This is a genomic window from Geodermatophilus sp. SYSU D00708, assembly GCF_054050115.1.
The window spans coordinates 22,319-39,231 of the sequence record NZ_JBJGYS010000009.1 but is presented as its reverse complement, the minus strand read 5'-3'; the positions used below and the strand labels follow the sequence as shown (position 1 = coordinate 39,231).

The window sequence follows — 16,913 nt, the reverse complement described above, 5'->3', positions numbered from 1 at the left end:
GTGACCGACGAAGAACAACCAGCCACGAGCGTTACGACGACTGCCAGCGGGAGAACGAGTCGGCGCACCGCAACACCCTAGAAACGATGCGCTCGCCTAAGACGCGGGACACGCTCTACGCGTCGCCGCTACCACCGACGAGGCCAGGCCACGATGGCGCGCGGCAGAGAAGCCACCTCAACCTGGACTGCCAGTCACACGCTCCTGGTTCTGCTTCAGCGATCGCCCCTGCGCGTCTCGCCAGGCGTCGCGCCCGTTCTTGCTTCCACCGGACAGCACGCTGGCAGCCTGAGAGGGGCTGTCGAAGACATACGTCTTGGTGAGCCGCAACTGTCGGTCTCCGTGAGAGGCCAGTACCCCCTCCATGATCAGGCGGTTCCGCTTGTCCTTGTAGCTCGACGTCATGACCTTGGTCTCCGCTCGACCCAAGGCCCCGGTCAGTACAGCGAACCCACGTGAGTCATCCCGTCCGGTGGCTTCAGTCAGATCGGCTCTGAGGAAGTACTCAGTCCCTTCGAGCGGGGACTCGTCGTTCCCGTCAGTCACCCCGCCAACAGGCACGGGCCGGTCCTTGACGACGTCGAACAGCGTGACGCCAACGAGTGGCAGCAGCGTCAGCGCAGTGTCGAGGTACCACTCCAGGTCCGCTTCCTCAGACTCTCCAAGGCGCGGAACGGGGGGCAAGGTGCCGTTCTCGCGGACCGCCGCATCCGCCTCGGCCGCGAGGTGCAGCAGGCGCGCCTCGAGGTATCGCACATGTGCCTTGTTCAGGGAGTCGTCCTTGGTGGTCAGCACGTACCCGTGAGTCCAGAAGTCCTTCTCGCGGTGGTGGCTGTCAAGTCGACTGCGGACTTCATCTCCCTCACCCACGTAGACGCGGGTGGGGCGCTTGCCGTTCTCCTCCGGGCCGGTCAGCACGTAGGCGCCAGAGCGCCGCATCTCTTCCCGCAGACGAGCCTCCCCGTAGTCGGCTCGGGCGAAGGCAAGGCAGGTCCCGGTCCAGCCCGCACGATCGACCACACGAAGCCCCTGTGGTTTGCCGTCGACGAGGTAGATGCGGATGGACACACCTCGCGGCGTCTCGAGTGGCACGTCCTGGATGGAAGCACACGACCATCGCTCAGTTCGGCCTGTCGCTACCACGCGTCGCGAAGGACGTGTCTACCGTCATCTGAGTGGAACGGCTGCCCCCCGGTGTCTACGAGCGCGTGCTCACTGGTCGGCTGGATAGGGACCTGGCTGCGACGGCTCCCGACCTGATCGAGCTCGGCACGCTCGACCCGGCGGATGCGCACGACTCCCTGACCCGCCACATCACCGAGCTCGCTAGCCGGGCACTGCGGGCCGCCGGCGGAAGCGACGCATCAGCCATCAGCCGACAGGTCGAGTTGGCGAATCGCATCGTCGCGGCCATCGGCGACTTGGCCCCGGACGTGGCCGACATGGACGACGCCGTCGCGGATCCGGCCCGCACCCTCCTCGCGATCGCCCCGCCGAGCGGCGTCTTCGGTCCCACGTCGTTCCCTGAGCGACCGGCGGTTCCACTCTCCACGAGCGCACTGCTGGTCAACGGTCGGGGTCAGCCGCGGATCGGCTACGAGGTCACCCGGGAACTGGCGTCCGCCGACCGGGTCGACCTGCTGTGCGCCTTCATCAAATGGCACGGGCTGCGCGTCCTGGAAGACGCTCTCACCGACCTCCTGGAGCGTGGTGTCCGGCTGCGCGTCATCACCACCACCTACATGGGCGCGACCGACCAGCGCGCCCTCGACCGGCTCGTCGAACTCGGCGCCGAGGTCAGGGTCTCCTACGAGACGCGGACGACGCGGCTGCACGCCAAGGCGTGGCTGTTCCACCGGGACACCGGCATGTCGACGGCCTACGTCGGCAGCTCGAACCTCTCCCGCACGGCGCTCATCGACGGCCTCGAGTGGAACGTGCGGCTGTCCAACGTCGAGCAGTCCCACCTCCTGGCGACGTTCGCCGAGACGTTCGACAGCTACTGGGCGGACCCGTCGTTCGAGACCTACGAGCCGAGCCGGGACGGCGAACGGCTGCGCCAGGCCATCGCTGCGGAGCGCGGCGGCCCGAGCGACCTGCCCATCGAAATTGCGACGCTAGACGTCCGCCCGTTCGGGTACCAGCAGGAGATCCTCGACGAGCTCCACGCCGAGCGTGAGGTCCACCACCGCTGGCGCAACCTCGTCGTGATGGCGACCGGCACCGGGAAGACCGTCGTCTCCGCCCTCGACTACCGGCGGCTGCGCACGGCGGGAACCGTCGAGCGGGTGCTGTTCATCGCCCACCGCGAGGAGCTGCTGGTCCAGAGCCTGTCGACGTTCCGGCACGTGCTCCGCCAGGGGGACTTCGGCGAGCTCTTCGTCGGCGGGCAGCGGCCTCGCGAGTGGCGGCACGTCTTCGGGTCGGTGCAGTCGCTGACCCAACTCGACCTGGCTCAGCTCGACCCGAGCCACTTCGACATGGTGATCGTCGACGAGTTCCACCACGCCGAGGCGGCCACCTACCGCCGACTGTTGGAGCACCTGCAGCCGAAGGTCCTGCTGGGCCTGACGGCGACGCCGGAGCGCACCGACGGTGCCGACGTCCGGCGCTGGTTCGGCGGCCGGACGGCGGTCGAACTGCGGCTGTGGGAGGCGCTGGAGCAGGGGCTGCTCGCGCCGTTCCAGTACTTCGGCATCCACGACGACGTGGCGCTCGACCAGCTGCGGTGGCGGCGCGGCCGAGGGTATGACGTCGGCGAGCTGACCAACGTCTACACCGGCAACGACAAGCGCGTCCGGCTGGTCCTGCAGGCGGTCCACGACAAGGTGGCGGACCCACGGCAGATGCGCGCACTGGGCTTCTGCGTGAGCATCCAGCACGCCCAGTACATGGCTGAGCGCTTCAGCGCTGCGGGCATCCCGAGCTTGGCGGTCACCTCGACGACGTCCCGTGAGGAACGGGCGGCGGCGCTGACCGCCCTCCGGGATCGCATGGTGAACGTCCTCTTCGCGGTCGACCTGTTCAACGAGGGCCTCGACGTCCCGGCAGTCGACACCGTGCTCTTCCTGCGGCCGACCGAGAGCGCGACCGTCTTCCTGCAGCAACTGGGCCGCGGGCTGCGCTTGTCGGAGGACAAGGCCTGCTTAACCGTCCTCGACTTCATCGGCGCGCAGCGCAAGGAGTTCCGCTTCGACCTCCGCTTCCGTGCACTGACCGGCACCTCACGGCGCGGCCTGCAGCGCGTCGTAGAGCAGGGCTTCCCCACGCTGCCGGCCGGCTGCCACATCGAACTGGACCGAGTGGCGCAGCGGATCGTCCTCGACAACATCAAGCAGTCGCTCAATGTCTCGTGGAAGGGACTGGTCGCCGAGGCCGCTGGCGCGCAGACGCCTGCGCTCGCCGACTTCCTGGAAGAGACCGGGGTCGAACTCGAGGACCTCTACCGGGGCAATGGCCGAAGCTGGCTGGACCTCAAGCGAGCCGCCGGCTGGGATGATTCGGCTCCGGCTTCGGCTCCGGCTCCGGCTCCGGGTCCGGACGACGCGACGCTACGCGGGGCCTTCGGCCGCATGCTGCACATTGACGACCTGGAGCGGCTGCGAGCGGTGCGCGAGCTGCTGGGTGCAGCCACCGCCGATGCCCGGATCAACGGTTCCGAGCGGACCCATCGCCTGGCCGCGATGCTGCACTTCTCCCTCTGGGGCTCACGGACGCCGTTCAGCAGCGTGGAGGACAGCCTTCGGCGGTTGCTGGCGAACCGCGGCCGGGCTGAGGAGCTCGTCGAGTTGAGCGGTGTTCTGCACGAACGTATCCATCGGGTCACCCCGGCACTCGAGGTCACCGGAGACCGTCCGCTGCACGTGCACGCCCGGTACAGCCGCGACGAGGCGTTGGCCGCGTTCGGCTTGAAGGACCTCAACGGGACATGGGGGTCGGGCGTGCGCTGGGTGCCCGGCGACCAGGCCGACGTCTTCTTCGTGACGCTGGTGAAGACCGAGGCACACTTCTCCCCCACCACGATGTACGCCGACCACGCGATCTCTCCCACGCTCTTCCAGTGGGAGTCGCAAAACTCCACGGCGGAGAAGTCACCGACCGGCCAGCGGTACATCCAGCACAGGGAGATCGGCACGTCCGTGCATCTCTTCGTCCGCGAGACGAAGACGGCGGACGGAACCCTCGGGACGCCGCCGTACCTCTACGCCGGGCCGATGTCCTACGTCTCCCACTCCGGCGAGCGCCCCATGCGGATCCTCTGGCGACTAGAGCACGCGCTGCCAGCCGACGTCTTCCACGCCGCCAAGGTCGCCTAGGCCGTGTTTGAGAAGTAGCTCGGCGCGCCGATAGGGCGTGTTGGTGCCGGGAAGTAGGCGAGGTCTCCGGTAGAGGGATCAACGACCAAGAAGACCCTCACCACGGAGACCTCGTGGACGGCACCCTACCGGCCGGTGCCCGCCACGACCTGACCGACGAGCAGTGGCTGATCCTGGCGGCACTGCTCCCGGGCAAGTCAGGGACGGGCCGACCTCGTCGTTGGACCTTGCGGCAGCTGATCAACGGCATCCGCTTCCGCACCCGCACCGGGTGCCCGTGGCGGGACGTGCCCGAGCGTTACGGCACCTGGCAGTGCGTCTACGGCCTGTTCCGCGCCTGGCAGCTGGCCGGCCGGTGGGCAGCGATTGAGACCGCGCTGCAGGCGCTGGCCGACGCGGTCGGGTTGATCGACTGGACGGTGTCGGTGGACTCCACGGTCAACCGGGCCCATCAGCACGCCGCCGGTGCCCGCCGTCACTCCGAGGAGCAGGCCCAGCCGCCGGTCGGTGAGCCGGCCGACCATGCGCTGGGCCGGTCCCGTGGTGGCCTGACGACCAAGGTGCACCTGGCCGTCGAGGCCGGCCGCTGGCCACGGTGCTCACGCCCGGGCAGGCCGCCGACAGCCTGCAGTTCACCGTGGTCCTCGGCCGGATCCGGGTACCCCGACCTGCCGGGCGGGGACGGCCCCGGACCCGGCCGGACCGAGTACTGGCCGATCGGGCCTACTCCAGCCGCGGCAACCGCGCCTACCTGCGCCGACGCGGCATCCCGGCGACCATCCCGAACAAGACCGACCAGCTGGCCCACCGCCGGGCGAAGGGCTCGGCCGGCGGCCGACCACCGGCGTTCGACCGGGACCGCTACAAGCAGCGGCACGCCGTGGAGTGCGGCATCAACCGGCACAAGCAGAACCGCGCCTTCGCCACCCGGTACGACAAGCTCGCCGTCCGCTACGACGCGACCGTCGAGATCACCAACATCAACATCTATCTCCGCGACTTATCAAACAGGCCCTAGACGACTCCGCCAAGGGAGTGGTGCGGAATCTTCGGTTCGCGACCGGTCTCGATCGCGAGCGCGACATTCTCGGCGACGCGCGAGACATCCGCCCACAGCGGTGCCATTGCCGATCCGCGTCCCACACGTACGGGCGTTGGTACGGCGGGATCTCGTAGTGGACGTTCCCCTCAAAGAGTTCACGGGGCGTCAGGGGCGGAGCCTTGAGGTCCAAGACTTCAGCGGACATGGATCAGACGCCTCCGTGCGCTGTGTAATCGGGTGATACCTCGATGAGGACCTTCGGGTCCTTATGGAAGAAGTAGTCAACCTTCAGCGCATTGAAGTGCGCCTCACCGAACTTGATCTTCCAGCCCTCGGTCTCCCACTGGAGGTCCTCGATGACGTCGGTGCCTTTGGTCTCGCGGACGAGATAGAAGTACTGGCCTCCGGTGCCCTTGCGAATGAACGCCCAGTCCGGGTTGTAGTTGCCCAACGGAGTGTCGATCTTGAACCAGCGTGGCAGCTTCAGGAAAAACGGCACGTCATCGCGCTGCTCCAAGTACTGCGCGAAGGCGACCTCGACCTTCGAGTCACAAACCACCTGCTCGGTCAGGCTCTTGCTGACCGGCACGACGAACTCGGCCTTTGCGACCGTCTCGTCCTGATGTGCCGTCTTGAACAACTCGGCCGACCAACGCTCGTTGCCCGTTGGTGTGTAGACGATGCCCTTGGCGACCTCCTTGTAGAGCGCCTGGTTGATCGCAGCCTCGACATTGTCGATGAAGACCGCCGGGTTGAGCTTCACCTGGTCGAGGTTGTCGATCTTGGTGAGGATGCGCACGATCGTGGCTCGCGACAACGGCACGCGGCGGCTCAGCTCACCGACAACGTCAGGCAACTTGCGGGCACCCTCCACCTCAACGGTGCCCCGGTCGCGGGAGTCGCCGGCACCAACGCCGTCGACCTTGATCTCCACCTCGGTCTTGGAGATGCGGAACTTAATCGGCTCCAGTTTCTCCATAGCGTTGATGCGTTCGACTGCCTCGGCGACGACGTCGTCGGTCTCGAACTCCAGTTGATACGTCGTCTTGCGAGAGATCTTGTCCCAAAGCTGCTGGAAGAGCGGGTCATTGAGGACCTGCTCCTTGAGCTTCAGCTTGATCTTGTCTTTCTTCAGGTCGGAGATGCGGCCGGCGAAGCTGACGCCGGTCTCCTCCTCAATCTCCTTTTGGAGGTCACCAGCGAACTTGGAGAACTCTTCGTAGGCGATGACAGTGACCATGTTGATGTCGTCCACACGGCACCGCTCTCCGTTGTCCATGACCGGCAACCGAAGACCTCGGCCGATTTGTTGCCGCTTGCGCATCTCCGACCTGCCGTCTTGGAGGTTGCAGATCGTGAAGACGTTGGGATTATCCCAACCCTCGACGAGCGCTGAGTGGCTGAAGATGAAGCGCAGCGGCTCCTCGAAGCTGAGCAGCTTCTCCTTGTTCTGCATGATCCGCTCGAACGCGCCCTCGGCGTCCTTGGTGTCGCGACCGAACGTGATGTCCTTCGGCACGCCCTTAGGCGTGGTAGCGAAGTAGCCGTCGTGGACGTCTTCGACGTCAGGCATGGTGAGCGAGCGGAACCGCGCATCACTGCGGATGAACTCGTATTCTTGCTCGAACCACTGGCGGAACTTGCCCTCCTCGGGGGCGTAATTGGCGACCTTGTCGATGAAGAAAAGGGTCAGAGGCTTGATCGCCGCGGGAACGATGCCCCGGCGCTGCTGGAGCTTGAGTTGCAGCTCCTTTTCGAAGTGGCTCTCGACTGCCTGACGGATCATGAGACGCTGGTGCTGCTCGGTCTCGCTGCCGGTGCCGATGCCTTCCCGGACGCGACGGCCGTTGCTGAACTCGACGTGGCCAGGCCGCCCGTCCTGGCCAGTGTGAATGTCCTCAATCATCCAGCCCTGGTAGATCGAGCGCTGGCCGCTCGCCTCGTAGAGGTCCATGTCCTTGCGGAGCGTGACCTGAGTTAGTTTCGTGCCCTGCCGGCTTGTCTTGTGGATCTTGGCGGTCGCCGTGACGTTGCCCGGCGTGGCGTTGATCTTGGTGACCTCGACGTGGGCATCATTGAGGTCTTCGTCCTTCGTGATGGAGAGGACGCCGATCCGCTTCACGAGCCGCAAGTCATAGGCGTCGACCGGGGTCAGTCGGTAGACGAGGTGCTTGAGGTCGCGATGTGTGGCCGAGTAGCGCAGCCTGAACAGCGGTGACAGAGAGCGGATTGCCTCCTGTCGGACAGGCGTCTCCATGTTCTGCGGCTCGTCCATGATCACAATTGGGTGACAGGCGCGCAGATACTCGATCGGGGCATAGCCGTTCAGCCGGTCGGGATCGACCTTGTTGATGATGTTCGTCTCCTTGGTGAAGGAGTCGATGTTGATCACCATGATCTGCAAATGCGATGCGGTCGCAAACTGGTGCACCCGAGTCGGAAAGCGCGAGTCCCAGACGTAGGAGTCGAACTGGAGTCCGTCGTAGAGCTCGCGGATGTGCTCCTTCAGCAGCCGAAGGCTTGACAGCACGCCCTCGCGGATCGCGATGCTCGGCACGACGATCACGAACTTCGTGTAGCCGTACTTCCTGTTCAGCTCCGCGATGGTGCGTAGGTAGACGTAGGTCTTACCCGTTCCCGTCTCCATCTCGACACTGAAGTCAAGCGCGCCGTATCCGGCCGCTAGTTCGGTCCGGAGATCTTCCGCGATCGCCGGCACGTCAGACCCATCCTCTTGCAGAACCGGACGGTCCTGCACCCGACGAAGGTTGATCTCGAGGGTCGAGTCCTGGAGTGCCAACGAGTTACCGAACACGACCTCCTCGAACAGAGCGCCACCGTTGGACCCGCCGAAGTCGGTCGTCGTCGTGAATCCCTGGGACAACCCCTCCTGTCCAGCGAAGATATCGACGACGCTGTTGATGGCGTCGAGCTGGTACTGCTGGTTGGCTTCGAATTTGATCTCCACTGCCATCAGACCGTCTTCATCGTGATGCCAGCGTTCTTGGCATTTGTGAACGCATTCGCCTTGACCGCATCCGCTCCCGCGAATCCATTCTCCATGAAGACAACGACGCGAGGCGCGAGCTTGAGTGCCGCTTCCACCATGGCGCTGTCGACCGCGTCCGAGAGCACAACGGCGACACCGTCTGCGACGACCACCTCCGCGCCCGCTGCCTTGTGACGCGCCCACGGCTGGTCGAGCGACACTCCCTCCTTGAGAAGTACCTCGGCCGCGATGGATTGCCAGTCAGTTCCATTCAGGGCCAACGTCGAGTCCGCCAAGTCCAGCTCGTCACCCTCGGTCGCGACGCGGAAGTTGCTTGGCGCTAGCCGGAGCACTCGCAGGCCCATGTTGCTGGCGCCTGGAATTAGGGACATCACCTTCTTTATCCGCGCCACAGCGAGATCGGTCACCGTTTCGTATCCGGCGTCCCGGGCGCCGGAGTCAACCGAAAGCGGCTCCTGAATATTCACACTGATGCAGCGCCTTCGCCCGCCGTCCTCACTGTTCAGCTGCATGACAGCATGTGCCGTGCTGCCCGAGCCGGCGAAGAAATCGAGCACAATGTCGTCACCGGTAGTCATCGACTCGATCACACGCTGGAGCATCTTGACTGACTTTTGACCCTTGTACTCCTCATCCACGTCGAGGAGTTTCGAGATCTTCTCGCCCGAAAAGGACACGATCGCAATGCTGTTGAGGTCGTCGTACTCGTTACTGTTCCACGTGTCCTCGATAGGGTACCGATCCGGTCGGTTCCCATGATTGATGAACTCGATGAGCTCGTTTTGCTGCGTCTTCGATAGCCCGAGTTCATCCAGCTTGGCGTTCATATTCTTATCACGCTTTACGAGCGGCTTGAAGGAGGCGTTTTCGATGTACTTCTTTACGAATCCGAGCTTTTCGGGACTGCGCGAATAGAACAGCATCGTGTCGTGATTGCGAATGAAGTTGTTTGCCATGGTCTTATACCCTGACAGCCAGCCAATGCGCCAGATTACCTCGCGCTGAAAACTGTCCTCGCCGAAGACTTCGTCCATAAGAAGTCTCAGATTATGGACCTCGTTGAAATCGATGGATACGAAGATCCCGCCGTCCTCGGCCAGGAGGTTTCGCGCTAGAAGCATTCGTGAGTACATCATGGAAAGCCACCTGCTGTGCCGACGCCCTCCGATCTCAGTGTTCGCGGCGACGCGATTCCCATCTTGGTCAAGTTGACCGGTGTAGCCAAGATAGCCGCGTAAGCCATCCGAGTAATCGTCCCTATAAATGAAATCGGTGCCAGTGTTGTACGGAGGGTCGATGTAGATTAGTTTGATCTTATTGTTGTACGCCTTCTGGATCAGCTTCAATACTTCGAGATTGTCGCCCTCGATGAAGACGTTCTTAGCGTCGTCGAAGCCGATTGACTTGTCGACCTCGGGCACGAGGGTCCCCCGGCTCGGCGTGAGAAGGGAGCGCACTGCCGCCTGCTTGCTCGCCCACTGGAGGCCGTACCTCTCTCGGCCGTCCGGCGCCTGAGCCACAGGGATGTCCAGCAGCTCGCCGAGCTTGGCCGCGTCGAGGAGGCCGTCGGCCAGCACCCCTGGGAACAAGGCCGCAAGCGCAGCACGGTTCTCCGCGGCCAGGTCCGGCGTCTCCAGGTCGACCTTCTCAGGCTCGTCAGTCATGCTGCTCCAATCCACTCATAGTGCTCAGAAGGTAATCGGGGACGCGCCCAGCCTCTTGGAGGTTCCAGGGCGCGTCTCTCCCATAGCCTGGGCAGCATGTCAGCACATGCCTCCGACAGGATCCCCGTCCTCAAAGGCGAGGCGGCGGCTGCGGTCGCCCATCGGGGTGGGCATGTCCAGATCATCGCCGCTGCTGGGTCGGGCAAGACCGAGGTTGTCTCCCAGCGGGTGGCGTCCCTCCTGGCGGACGGTGAGGCCGCCGAATCGATCGTGGCGTTCACGTTCACCGAGAAGGCCGCGGCCGAGCTGAAGGAGCGCATCCGTCAGCGGGCAATCGCGAAGATGGGCGACGCCGCCACCGATCAGCTCGGACGGCTCTACGTCGGCACCATCCACGGCTACTGCTTCCGGCTGCTCCAGACCTACGTCGCCAAGTACGAGACTTACACCCCCCTCGACCCGAACCAGCTCACCAACCTGCTCTACCGCGAGGCCAACCGGCTGAAGCTTCGTCGGCTCGACGCCGACGAGAAGCTGTTCCGGAGCATCACCGCGTTCCAGGAGAGCATCGACATCGTCGAGAACGAGCTGATGCGCGTCGAGGACCTGCCGGACATCCCGTTCCGCGAGTCCGCCGAGCTGTACTACGCGATGCTCGACGGCTACCGCTTCATGTCCTTCGGCACACAGATCGTCGAGGCGGTACGCGCGCTGGAGGATGCCGCGATCCGCACAGCCGTCACGGCCAGCCTGAAGCACCTGATCGTAGATGAGTATCAGGACGTCAACCCCGCGCAGGAGCAGCTCATCAGGCTGCTGTCGAAGCCACACGGCACCGCCGACGTCGTGGTGGTTGGCGACGACGACCAGGCCATCTACCAGTGGCGCGGCTCCAGCGTCGACAACATCGTGTCCTTCAAGGACCGCTATCCCGGCGTCACGCAGTTCAACCTGCTGGTCAACCGCCGCTCGCGACCCGGCATCGTGCAACTCGCCAACGGGTTCGCGCGGTCGATCCCAGCGCGGTTGGCGAAGGAGATGGGGTTCTTTCGTGCCGAGTCGGGGCCGGCGGTCTCCATCGCCATCGGCCACGACACCGAGCAGGACGAAGCCGATGCGATCGCACTCGACATAGAGTCACTCCATGCGCAGGGCGTCCGCTATCAGGACATCGCCATCCTCGTGCGTGGACGGAACGCCTACCCAAGGATCCTCGACGCCCTCGACATCTCCAAAATCCCTGTCCAGCCGGGCGGTCGCACCGGCCTGTTCGAGCAGCCCGAGGCAGCCGTCTTCGGCGCCACCTTCGCCTGGCTGTCGGACATCGACTGGGCGCCCGGCCGCTTCATCCAGCGCACGACGACTACGCTCCCTGACCTGCTGGCCGACTACCGAACGGCGTTCGACCTCGCCGACGATGACATCCAGAAGGTCCAAGGCCACCTGATCAAATGGAAGTCGAAGACCATCCAGGACCCGCCGGACTTCGACCCCAGCCTTGTCGGTGAGTTCTACGACCTCACGGCTCTGCTGCGGATCTCCGAGTGGGACCTTAGCGACGCCGTGCAACGCAACCGACTGGGCACGGTGGCCCGGTTCACCAATGTGCTCGCCGACTACGAATCCGTGACGCGACGCTCGCGACGCGACCCGGACAATCCATCGGAGCAGGTCGGCGGTGCCGTCGGCAACGAATGGTTCTACCGCAACTTCGCACTGCTGCTCGTCAACTACGCGACCGGAAACTACGACGGGTTCGACGGCGAGGAGGACCTCCTCGGTGCCGGCGTCGCCCTCTTAACAGTCCACGGCGCCAAAGGCCTGGAGTGGCCCGTGGTGTTTCTGCCGTCACTAACCGACGGCCGGTTCCCATCAAGCCGCTCCGGTCGTAGCAGGGACTGGCTCCTCCCTCGGCATCTCTTCGATGCGGCACGCTACGAAGGCTCGGACGCCGAGGAGCGGCGACTCTTCTACGTGGCTCTCACCCGAGCGCGTGATTGGGTCTCACTGTCCTCGCACTCGAAGGTGACGAAGAACGCGGCGAAGGCGTCGCCGTACATCTTGGAGGCCCAGGCGCTCGCGACGAGTGCAGGCTTACCGACGGACGCAGAGCCTCGTGGAATCGAAACGCCTGACCTCGCGGTGACCTACTCCGAGCTAGAGGCATACCTCGCCTGCCCGCAGTCCTACCTGCTGCGTAACGACCTGGGCTTCATGCCGCCGGCCAAGTCCGAGATCGGGTATGGCAACGCGGTGCACCACATCATGCGGGTGATCGCCGAGCACGCCCGCACAACGGGGAAGCTGCCGTCGCCACGGCAGATCAACGACCTTCTCACCTCCGACTTCTTCCTGCCGTTCGCAAACAAGGCGGCGCACAAGGAGATGCGGGAGAAGGCCCGACGTCTGATCTTCAAGTACGTCAACGAGAACCAGAACGACATCAAGCGGACCTGGGCCACTGAGCGACCCTTCGAGCTCTATCTCGACGGCGTCGTCGTAAGCGGACGCGCCGACGTCATCTACGACGAGCACGACGGCGTGATCAGCAACCTCGCCATCGTCGACTACAAGACGTCCACCGGAGGAGAGATCCACCCCCTCCAGCTGCAGGTGTACGCCGACGCCGGCCGCCGCGAAGGCCTCACCGTTGGAGCCGCGTTTATCCACGACATGAGCACAACGACCCGCCACACGGTCGACATCACCGACGAGTCGGTGATGAAGGCCGAGGAGACGGTTGTCGAGGCCGCGGCTCTGCTGAAGAAGCGCGACTTCACCCCGAAGCCGGAGAGGTCGAAGTGCCTGGCGTGTGACGTGAAGACCGTTTGCGGGGCCGCGAAGCTCAAGTGAGCGAAACGACGCTGCCGACGTTCTCCAACTGGGTCCAGAACTTCAGGTGGGCGTCGTGGCCCCGCCCCACAGTGTCGGGACGGCCCGGCGCTTGCTCGGCGCTCGGGACGTAGTTGCGAAGGGTTTCTCCGACATGGTTGCGCGTCAGCATGATGAACCCGACCTGATGGCGGGATGCCATCACGCAGAGTCGGCCGGTCTCCAGGTCGAACGCTGACGGTTCCGCGACGCCTGACAGTGGGTGGAGGGCGATCATCACTGGGCGCTCCAGCCCCTGCCACCGCTCAGGTGTGTCAACTCGAATCTGGTTCGCCCACGAGGCGAGCACGGCAGAGAGAGCGGAGTTCATGACGCGGTGGCTGCTGGTGACGCCGATATCGGCAGGTGTGAGGGGCCGCTTCTCATCCCCGAATCGGATCGTGGTTTCGCCGCCGAGGAGTTCGCTCACGACCTTTGCAGTTGCATCCGCGACCTCGTGGTCCACCTCGATCGGCGGACCGTGCTCAGGCGTGGGGATGGTGAGTGCGAGCGGTCGGCCGGAGCCAAGCGCGTCTCCCCAACCGTTGGAGACCTCGAGCCCGCGCGCCCCGACGGGGAGGTATGCCTCGAAGTCAAAGTCATAGAACGGCTTCACGAAATCGACGGACTCGTTCGGGAGCCGCCGGCACGCAGGCAGCGAGCCGACGAACCGCACTGAGGCCAAGGTCGGTTCGGCGAGAACGACCTCCGGCGCGGCCTCGTGTGGGGCGCGCGGCGACGTCTCCCAACGGCGTGCGTCGATCGGGACGACGGGCGGAATCTGCCCGGGGTCACCGATCATGAGGAACTTCTCGCTGACCCCCGCACACTGCATGAGGTCGGCCCAACTCATCTGCCACGCTTCATCGATGGCGAGGAGGTCGTACGGCGCTGCGAGGTCCGTGAGTGACCACTTGGCCGTCGTGGCAACAGTGATGCCTGCCCCGTGGGGCAGTTCCTTCTTGTCCGCCACCCACTGGACGCTGAGCGGGAAGTCAGAGGGGGCAGCGAGACCGCGGCTGGAGAACCGTGCCACTCGCACGTCCGGGTGATCCCTCGCCCACCGCCGGCAGATGTCGTCGGCCTGGCTGTTGGTCTGTGCGGCCACGGCGATCTGCATCCCGTTGGCTACGAGCGAGGAAAGGACTTCTATGAGCGTGTGGGTCTTGCCTGAACCGGGCGGTGCCTTGACGACAGCGAGTTTCCCGCTGTCGGCGAAGTAGGTGGCGAGGTCCTTGCGGAGCGCGGCGTACTCCGCGTCGATGGCGTCGAGGCTCACACCGTCACTTCCCCGGCGATCTGTGCGATGTCGTCAAAGACGAGGTCGGTGGCACCGTCGTCACCACTGATCTCGATGGGTGCCGATGCCTTGCCGTGGGTCAGCCATGCACCCGGGCCGTTCACAGCCGACCAGACGCGCTGACTGCGGCGCTGCGTGAGACTAGCGGCGTCGGACTGGACAAAGGCGACATCGACACCGACCCAGGCGTCATCGACGGGCTTGGCCATGATCGGTCCGAGAAGTGGCTTGGTCTTCCGCCCGGTCCACTCCACCGTGACGAACAGGTCGCTGTCTGTTGTATCGATCTCGACGATGGTGGCCTCGTGTCCCCGTGAGCCGTAGGGCGCAACTCGGGCGTTCTCGCGCAGCCGGTGCGGCAGCGACGGGTCAAGCCGGACCACCCAACGCGGGACGGTCGAGCGCCCGACGCCGACGTCGTACACCCGAACCACACGAGACTCGAACGCGCGGCCGTCCTCCAACGCCTCGCGGAACAGCGCCGGGTCATCGTGAATGAGGTAGCCGATGTATGCCTCGTCAGCGGCAGCGTGGATCAGATACCGAGAGGCAGCGGCGGAGCCGTGGAAATCGGTCTCCGGGTGAGCAACGAACGCCGGCCCCTGGCTCGGGTCGTTGAGACGCAGTTCGATGCGCTGGTGCTGGAACCAGAACTCCGAGTGGGCCTGGGTTACCAGTTCACCGATTCCTCCGTTGACCGGGCGGTCGTTGTTCGCCATCAGCTCGTACGCCTGCTCCGTCAGCTCCCAACGGCGGAGCAGCTCCTCGTGGAGGATGGACGCAATCGCGTCGGCGTGCTCACTCACGTCGTTTCCGTCGCGCCGCTCCTCCTGCCACTTGCCCACGAGATCGCTGAGGTCATCGCGCTCAAGCGAGGGGTCCATCGTCGGGGAGATCGTGAATCTCTCAGCCTCAGCTGCGGCAGCAAGTCGGGCGTCGCGGTCGCCCTTGGGCGTCAGCCATGCAAGTTCAAAGCCGAGGTGCGCGGTGCGGGCGCCCTGGGCCGGGAAGACATAGGACTCGTTGAGGAGTTGGCTTGCGCTGACGACGTGCTGGTTGCCGACACGTGAGGTGTCGCGGAACATCCAGCCCGACACCCGACCGAGCGCACGCAGGATGTCCTGGTTGGCCCCGCCGAACTTGGTCTGGGAGTAGGTGTAGCTCAGTTGGTGGAGCATCGCGATGTGCTGGCCGTTCGGCAGCCACACCTGACGCAGGTCACCCAACTCCGGTTTCTGTGGAACTGGGTCGAACGTCCAGTTGTGGACGCGAAGATGCTCCAGCAGGTCCTCGGCGAACGTCACACACAGGACAGCGACGTCGTCGCGGACACGTCCGTCCGGCACGGATTTGATGTGTGGCTCCGAGCCGACCGTGCCCCAGGCGATGCCCCAGGGGCGGGATTCGCCCGCCATGCGCACGAACGCAACGATCATCGCCTGATCGGGCGGCATGATCGCGTGGTGGATCGTGTCGTAACGCGGCAGTGGGCGTCCGGCCTGCCACGCCTCCAGTTTGCGCGCGATTGCACGTACGGATGCCATCAGCCGACCAACTGCCTCTGGAGGTCGGCCTCACGGTCGTTCGCTGGCTCCACGCCTGCCAAGAGTTCGAGCGCGCGCGAGATGGTGGTCTCACCGAGAAATCGGGCGACCTCGTCGCCGAGGACGATGGGGGCCTCTTCGGCGAGCGCCCGGGCGTGACACCGCGGAGCGAGATCGCAGAAGGACAAGCACGCTTCGGCGTAGTCGGTGGGCGCGGCAAGCACGCGCTGGATCATGGTCGGGTTGTCGGCGGAGAAGTCGTCGTCACGGACGACACCGAGAGCGACTTGTTCCAATCGGTCGAAGCCCCTCTCAGCGCGGATGGCCTGGTAAGTCAGATCTTCGTTGGCGCGAATCGAGGGTGAGTTGGAGCCGGGCCATGTGAAGACGAGAAACCCGTGAGTCGCAATGTCGATGGCGTCGGCGAGCCCGTGTGCGTCAACGGCGAGACGCAAGGCGTGCTCGTAGACGCCGGCCTGGGCTCGGGCCGAGGCGAGCTGCCGGGGGTCGGTGTGCCCACCGCGGTCTGGGAACGCCTTGACTTCGCCAACGGTGACGCGCGCACGCCCGTCGACGGTGGTGGTCACGGTGACCGCGTCGATGATGAGCAGGGCCTCCGGAAGGATCACACCTTTAGGGATCTTGATCATCGGTGCTGCGACGATCGACTCGGCAGCCGCCGGATCGGCAGCGATCCTCCGGAGCCACTCATCGGTCTCCCGGAGGGCCTGGTCGACCGAGGTGACCCGGGTGCCGCTGTTGAGCATGAGCCGTAGGTCGAGGAATCCTGTCGAGCCCTCGGGCAGGCATCCCTTGCGCTCCAGCGCGGCGCGCAGCTTCTCCGCGTTGCCGAAGAAGAGGCCTGTCTCGAACCGGTTGCCCCGAGCGATGGCGAACGGCGATTGACCGAAACTGACATTGAGACCTGCGGCCTTCGCCGCGTTGTCCAGGCGAATGTTATGGACCGCCGACAGCGTGTTGGCGTCGCAAGTAGGGTTTTTGGCCCACTGCTCGAATCGCCCTCGCGTATTGCGGCGCGCCTCCTGACGCACCTCGTCTACCTCGGCCATGCCTCCATCTTTCCGTGCCGTTGGCCCGATCGACGGGAGGTCGACATAACGAAGCTCCGCCGAGTTAGGCGGCTCCGCGCGACGTCGTCCTTCGGC

Annotated in this window: 8 protein-coding genes and 1 pseudogene; 3 read left to right on the top strand and 6 right to left on the bottom strand. The window is 64.9% G+C overall.

Translation table 11 applies throughout. The features are described 5' to 3' along the window. Positions 1–177: 177 nt before the first annotated feature. A complete protein-coding gene (locus ACI79D_RS09840; protein WP_456918191.1) occupies positions 178–1,068 on the bottom strand; it encodes a GIY-YIG nuclease family protein in 891 nt (296 codons plus the stop codon). A 107-nt stretch (positions 1,069–1,175) separates the two neighbouring features. Between ACI79D_RS09840 and ACI79D_RS09835 the strand changes: the two genes are divergently transcribed. Continuing rightward, positions 1,176–4,316 carry a DUF3427 domain-containing protein gene (locus ACI79D_RS09835; RefSeq protein WP_456918190.1) on the top strand — a complete coding sequence of 1,047 codons (3,141 nt, stop codon included), beginning with the start codon at positions 1,176–1,178 and terminating at the stop codon, positions 4,314–4,316. Between the two features lie 113 nt (positions 4,317–4,429). After that, positions 4,430–5,334, top strand: a pseudogene (locus ACI79D_RS09830) (IS5 family transposase). A 232-nt stretch (positions 5,335–5,566) separates the two neighbouring features. On the opposite strand, the gene ACI79D_RS09825 reads toward ACI79D_RS09830, so the two are convergent. Then, positions 5,567–8,332: a restriction endonuclease gene (locus ACI79D_RS09825; RefSeq protein ID WP_456918189.1), complete on the bottom strand. Its 2,766-nt coding sequence runs from the start codon at positions 8,330–8,332 to the stop codon at positions 5,567–5,569. Next, a complete protein-coding gene (locus tag ACI79D_RS09820) occupies positions 8,332–10,032 on the bottom strand; it encodes a site-specific DNA-methyltransferase (RefSeq protein ID WP_456918188.1) in 1,701 nt (566 codons plus the stop codon). Before ACI79D_RS09820 ends, ACI79D_RS09825 begins: the two co-directional genes overlap by 1 nt. Positions 10,033–10,128: 96 nt before the next feature. Here ACI79D_RS09820 and ACI79D_RS09815 point away from each other — a divergent pair, with 96 nt between their 5' ends. After that, the gene (locus tag ACI79D_RS09815; protein WP_456918187.1) at positions 10,129–12,885 is read left to right on the top strand and encodes an ATP-dependent helicase; all 2,757 of its coding nucleotides are present in this window, start codon (positions 10,129–10,131) and stop codon (positions 12,883–12,885) included. On the opposite strand, the gene ACI79D_RS09810 is transcribed toward ACI79D_RS09815, so the two are convergent. From ACI79D_RS09810 to ACI79D_RS09800, 3 genes are read right to left on the bottom strand one after another with little or no spacing between them, the layout of a single operon-like run. Continuing rightward, complete coding sequence (locus ACI79D_RS09810; RefSeq protein WP_456918186.1) at positions 12,878–14,182, bottom strand: AAA domain-containing protein; 1,305 nt, start codon at positions 14,180–14,182, stop codon at positions 12,878–12,880. The genes ACI79D_RS09815 and ACI79D_RS09810 overlap by 8 nt on opposite strands. Further along, positions 14,179–15,747, bottom strand: a complete 1,569-nt coding sequence (locus tag ACI79D_RS09805) for a hypothetical protein (RefSeq protein WP_456918185.1) — start codon at positions 15,745–15,747, stop codon at positions 14,179–14,181. Before ACI79D_RS09805 ends, ACI79D_RS09810 begins: the two co-directional genes overlap by 4 nt. Further along, a complete protein-coding gene (locus tag ACI79D_RS09800) occupies positions 15,747–16,817 on the bottom strand; it encodes a hypothetical protein (protein ID WP_456918184.1) in 1,071 nt (356 codons plus the stop codon). The genes ACI79D_RS09805 and ACI79D_RS09800 overlap by 1 nt, the downstream gene beginning before the upstream one ends. Between the last annotated feature and the right edge of the window lie 96 nt (positions 16,818–16,913).

Excerpts from the sequence above, each read along its gene's own strand:
- ACI79D_RS09825 (WP_456918189.1), bottom strand. The coding sequence starts at position 8,332 with ATGGCAGTGGAGATCAAATTCGAAGCCAACCAGCAGTACCAGCTCGAC.
- ACI79D_RS09820 (WP_456918188.1), bottom strand. The coding sequence starts at position 10,032 with ATGACTGACGAGCCTGAGAAGGTCGACCTGGAGACGCCGGACCTGGCC.
- ACI79D_RS09815 (WP_456918187.1), top strand. The coding sequence starts at position 10,129 with ATGTCAGCACATGCCTCCGACAGGATCCCCGTCCTCAAAGGCGAGGCG.
- ACI79D_RS09805 (WP_456918185.1), bottom strand. The coding sequence starts at position 15,747 with ATGGCATCCGTACGTGCAATCGCGCGCAAACTGGAGGCGTGGCAGGCC.
- ACI79D_RS09800 (WP_456918184.1), bottom strand. The coding sequence starts at position 16,817 with ATGGCCGAGGTAGACGAGGTGCGTCAGGAGGCGCGCCGCAATACGCGA.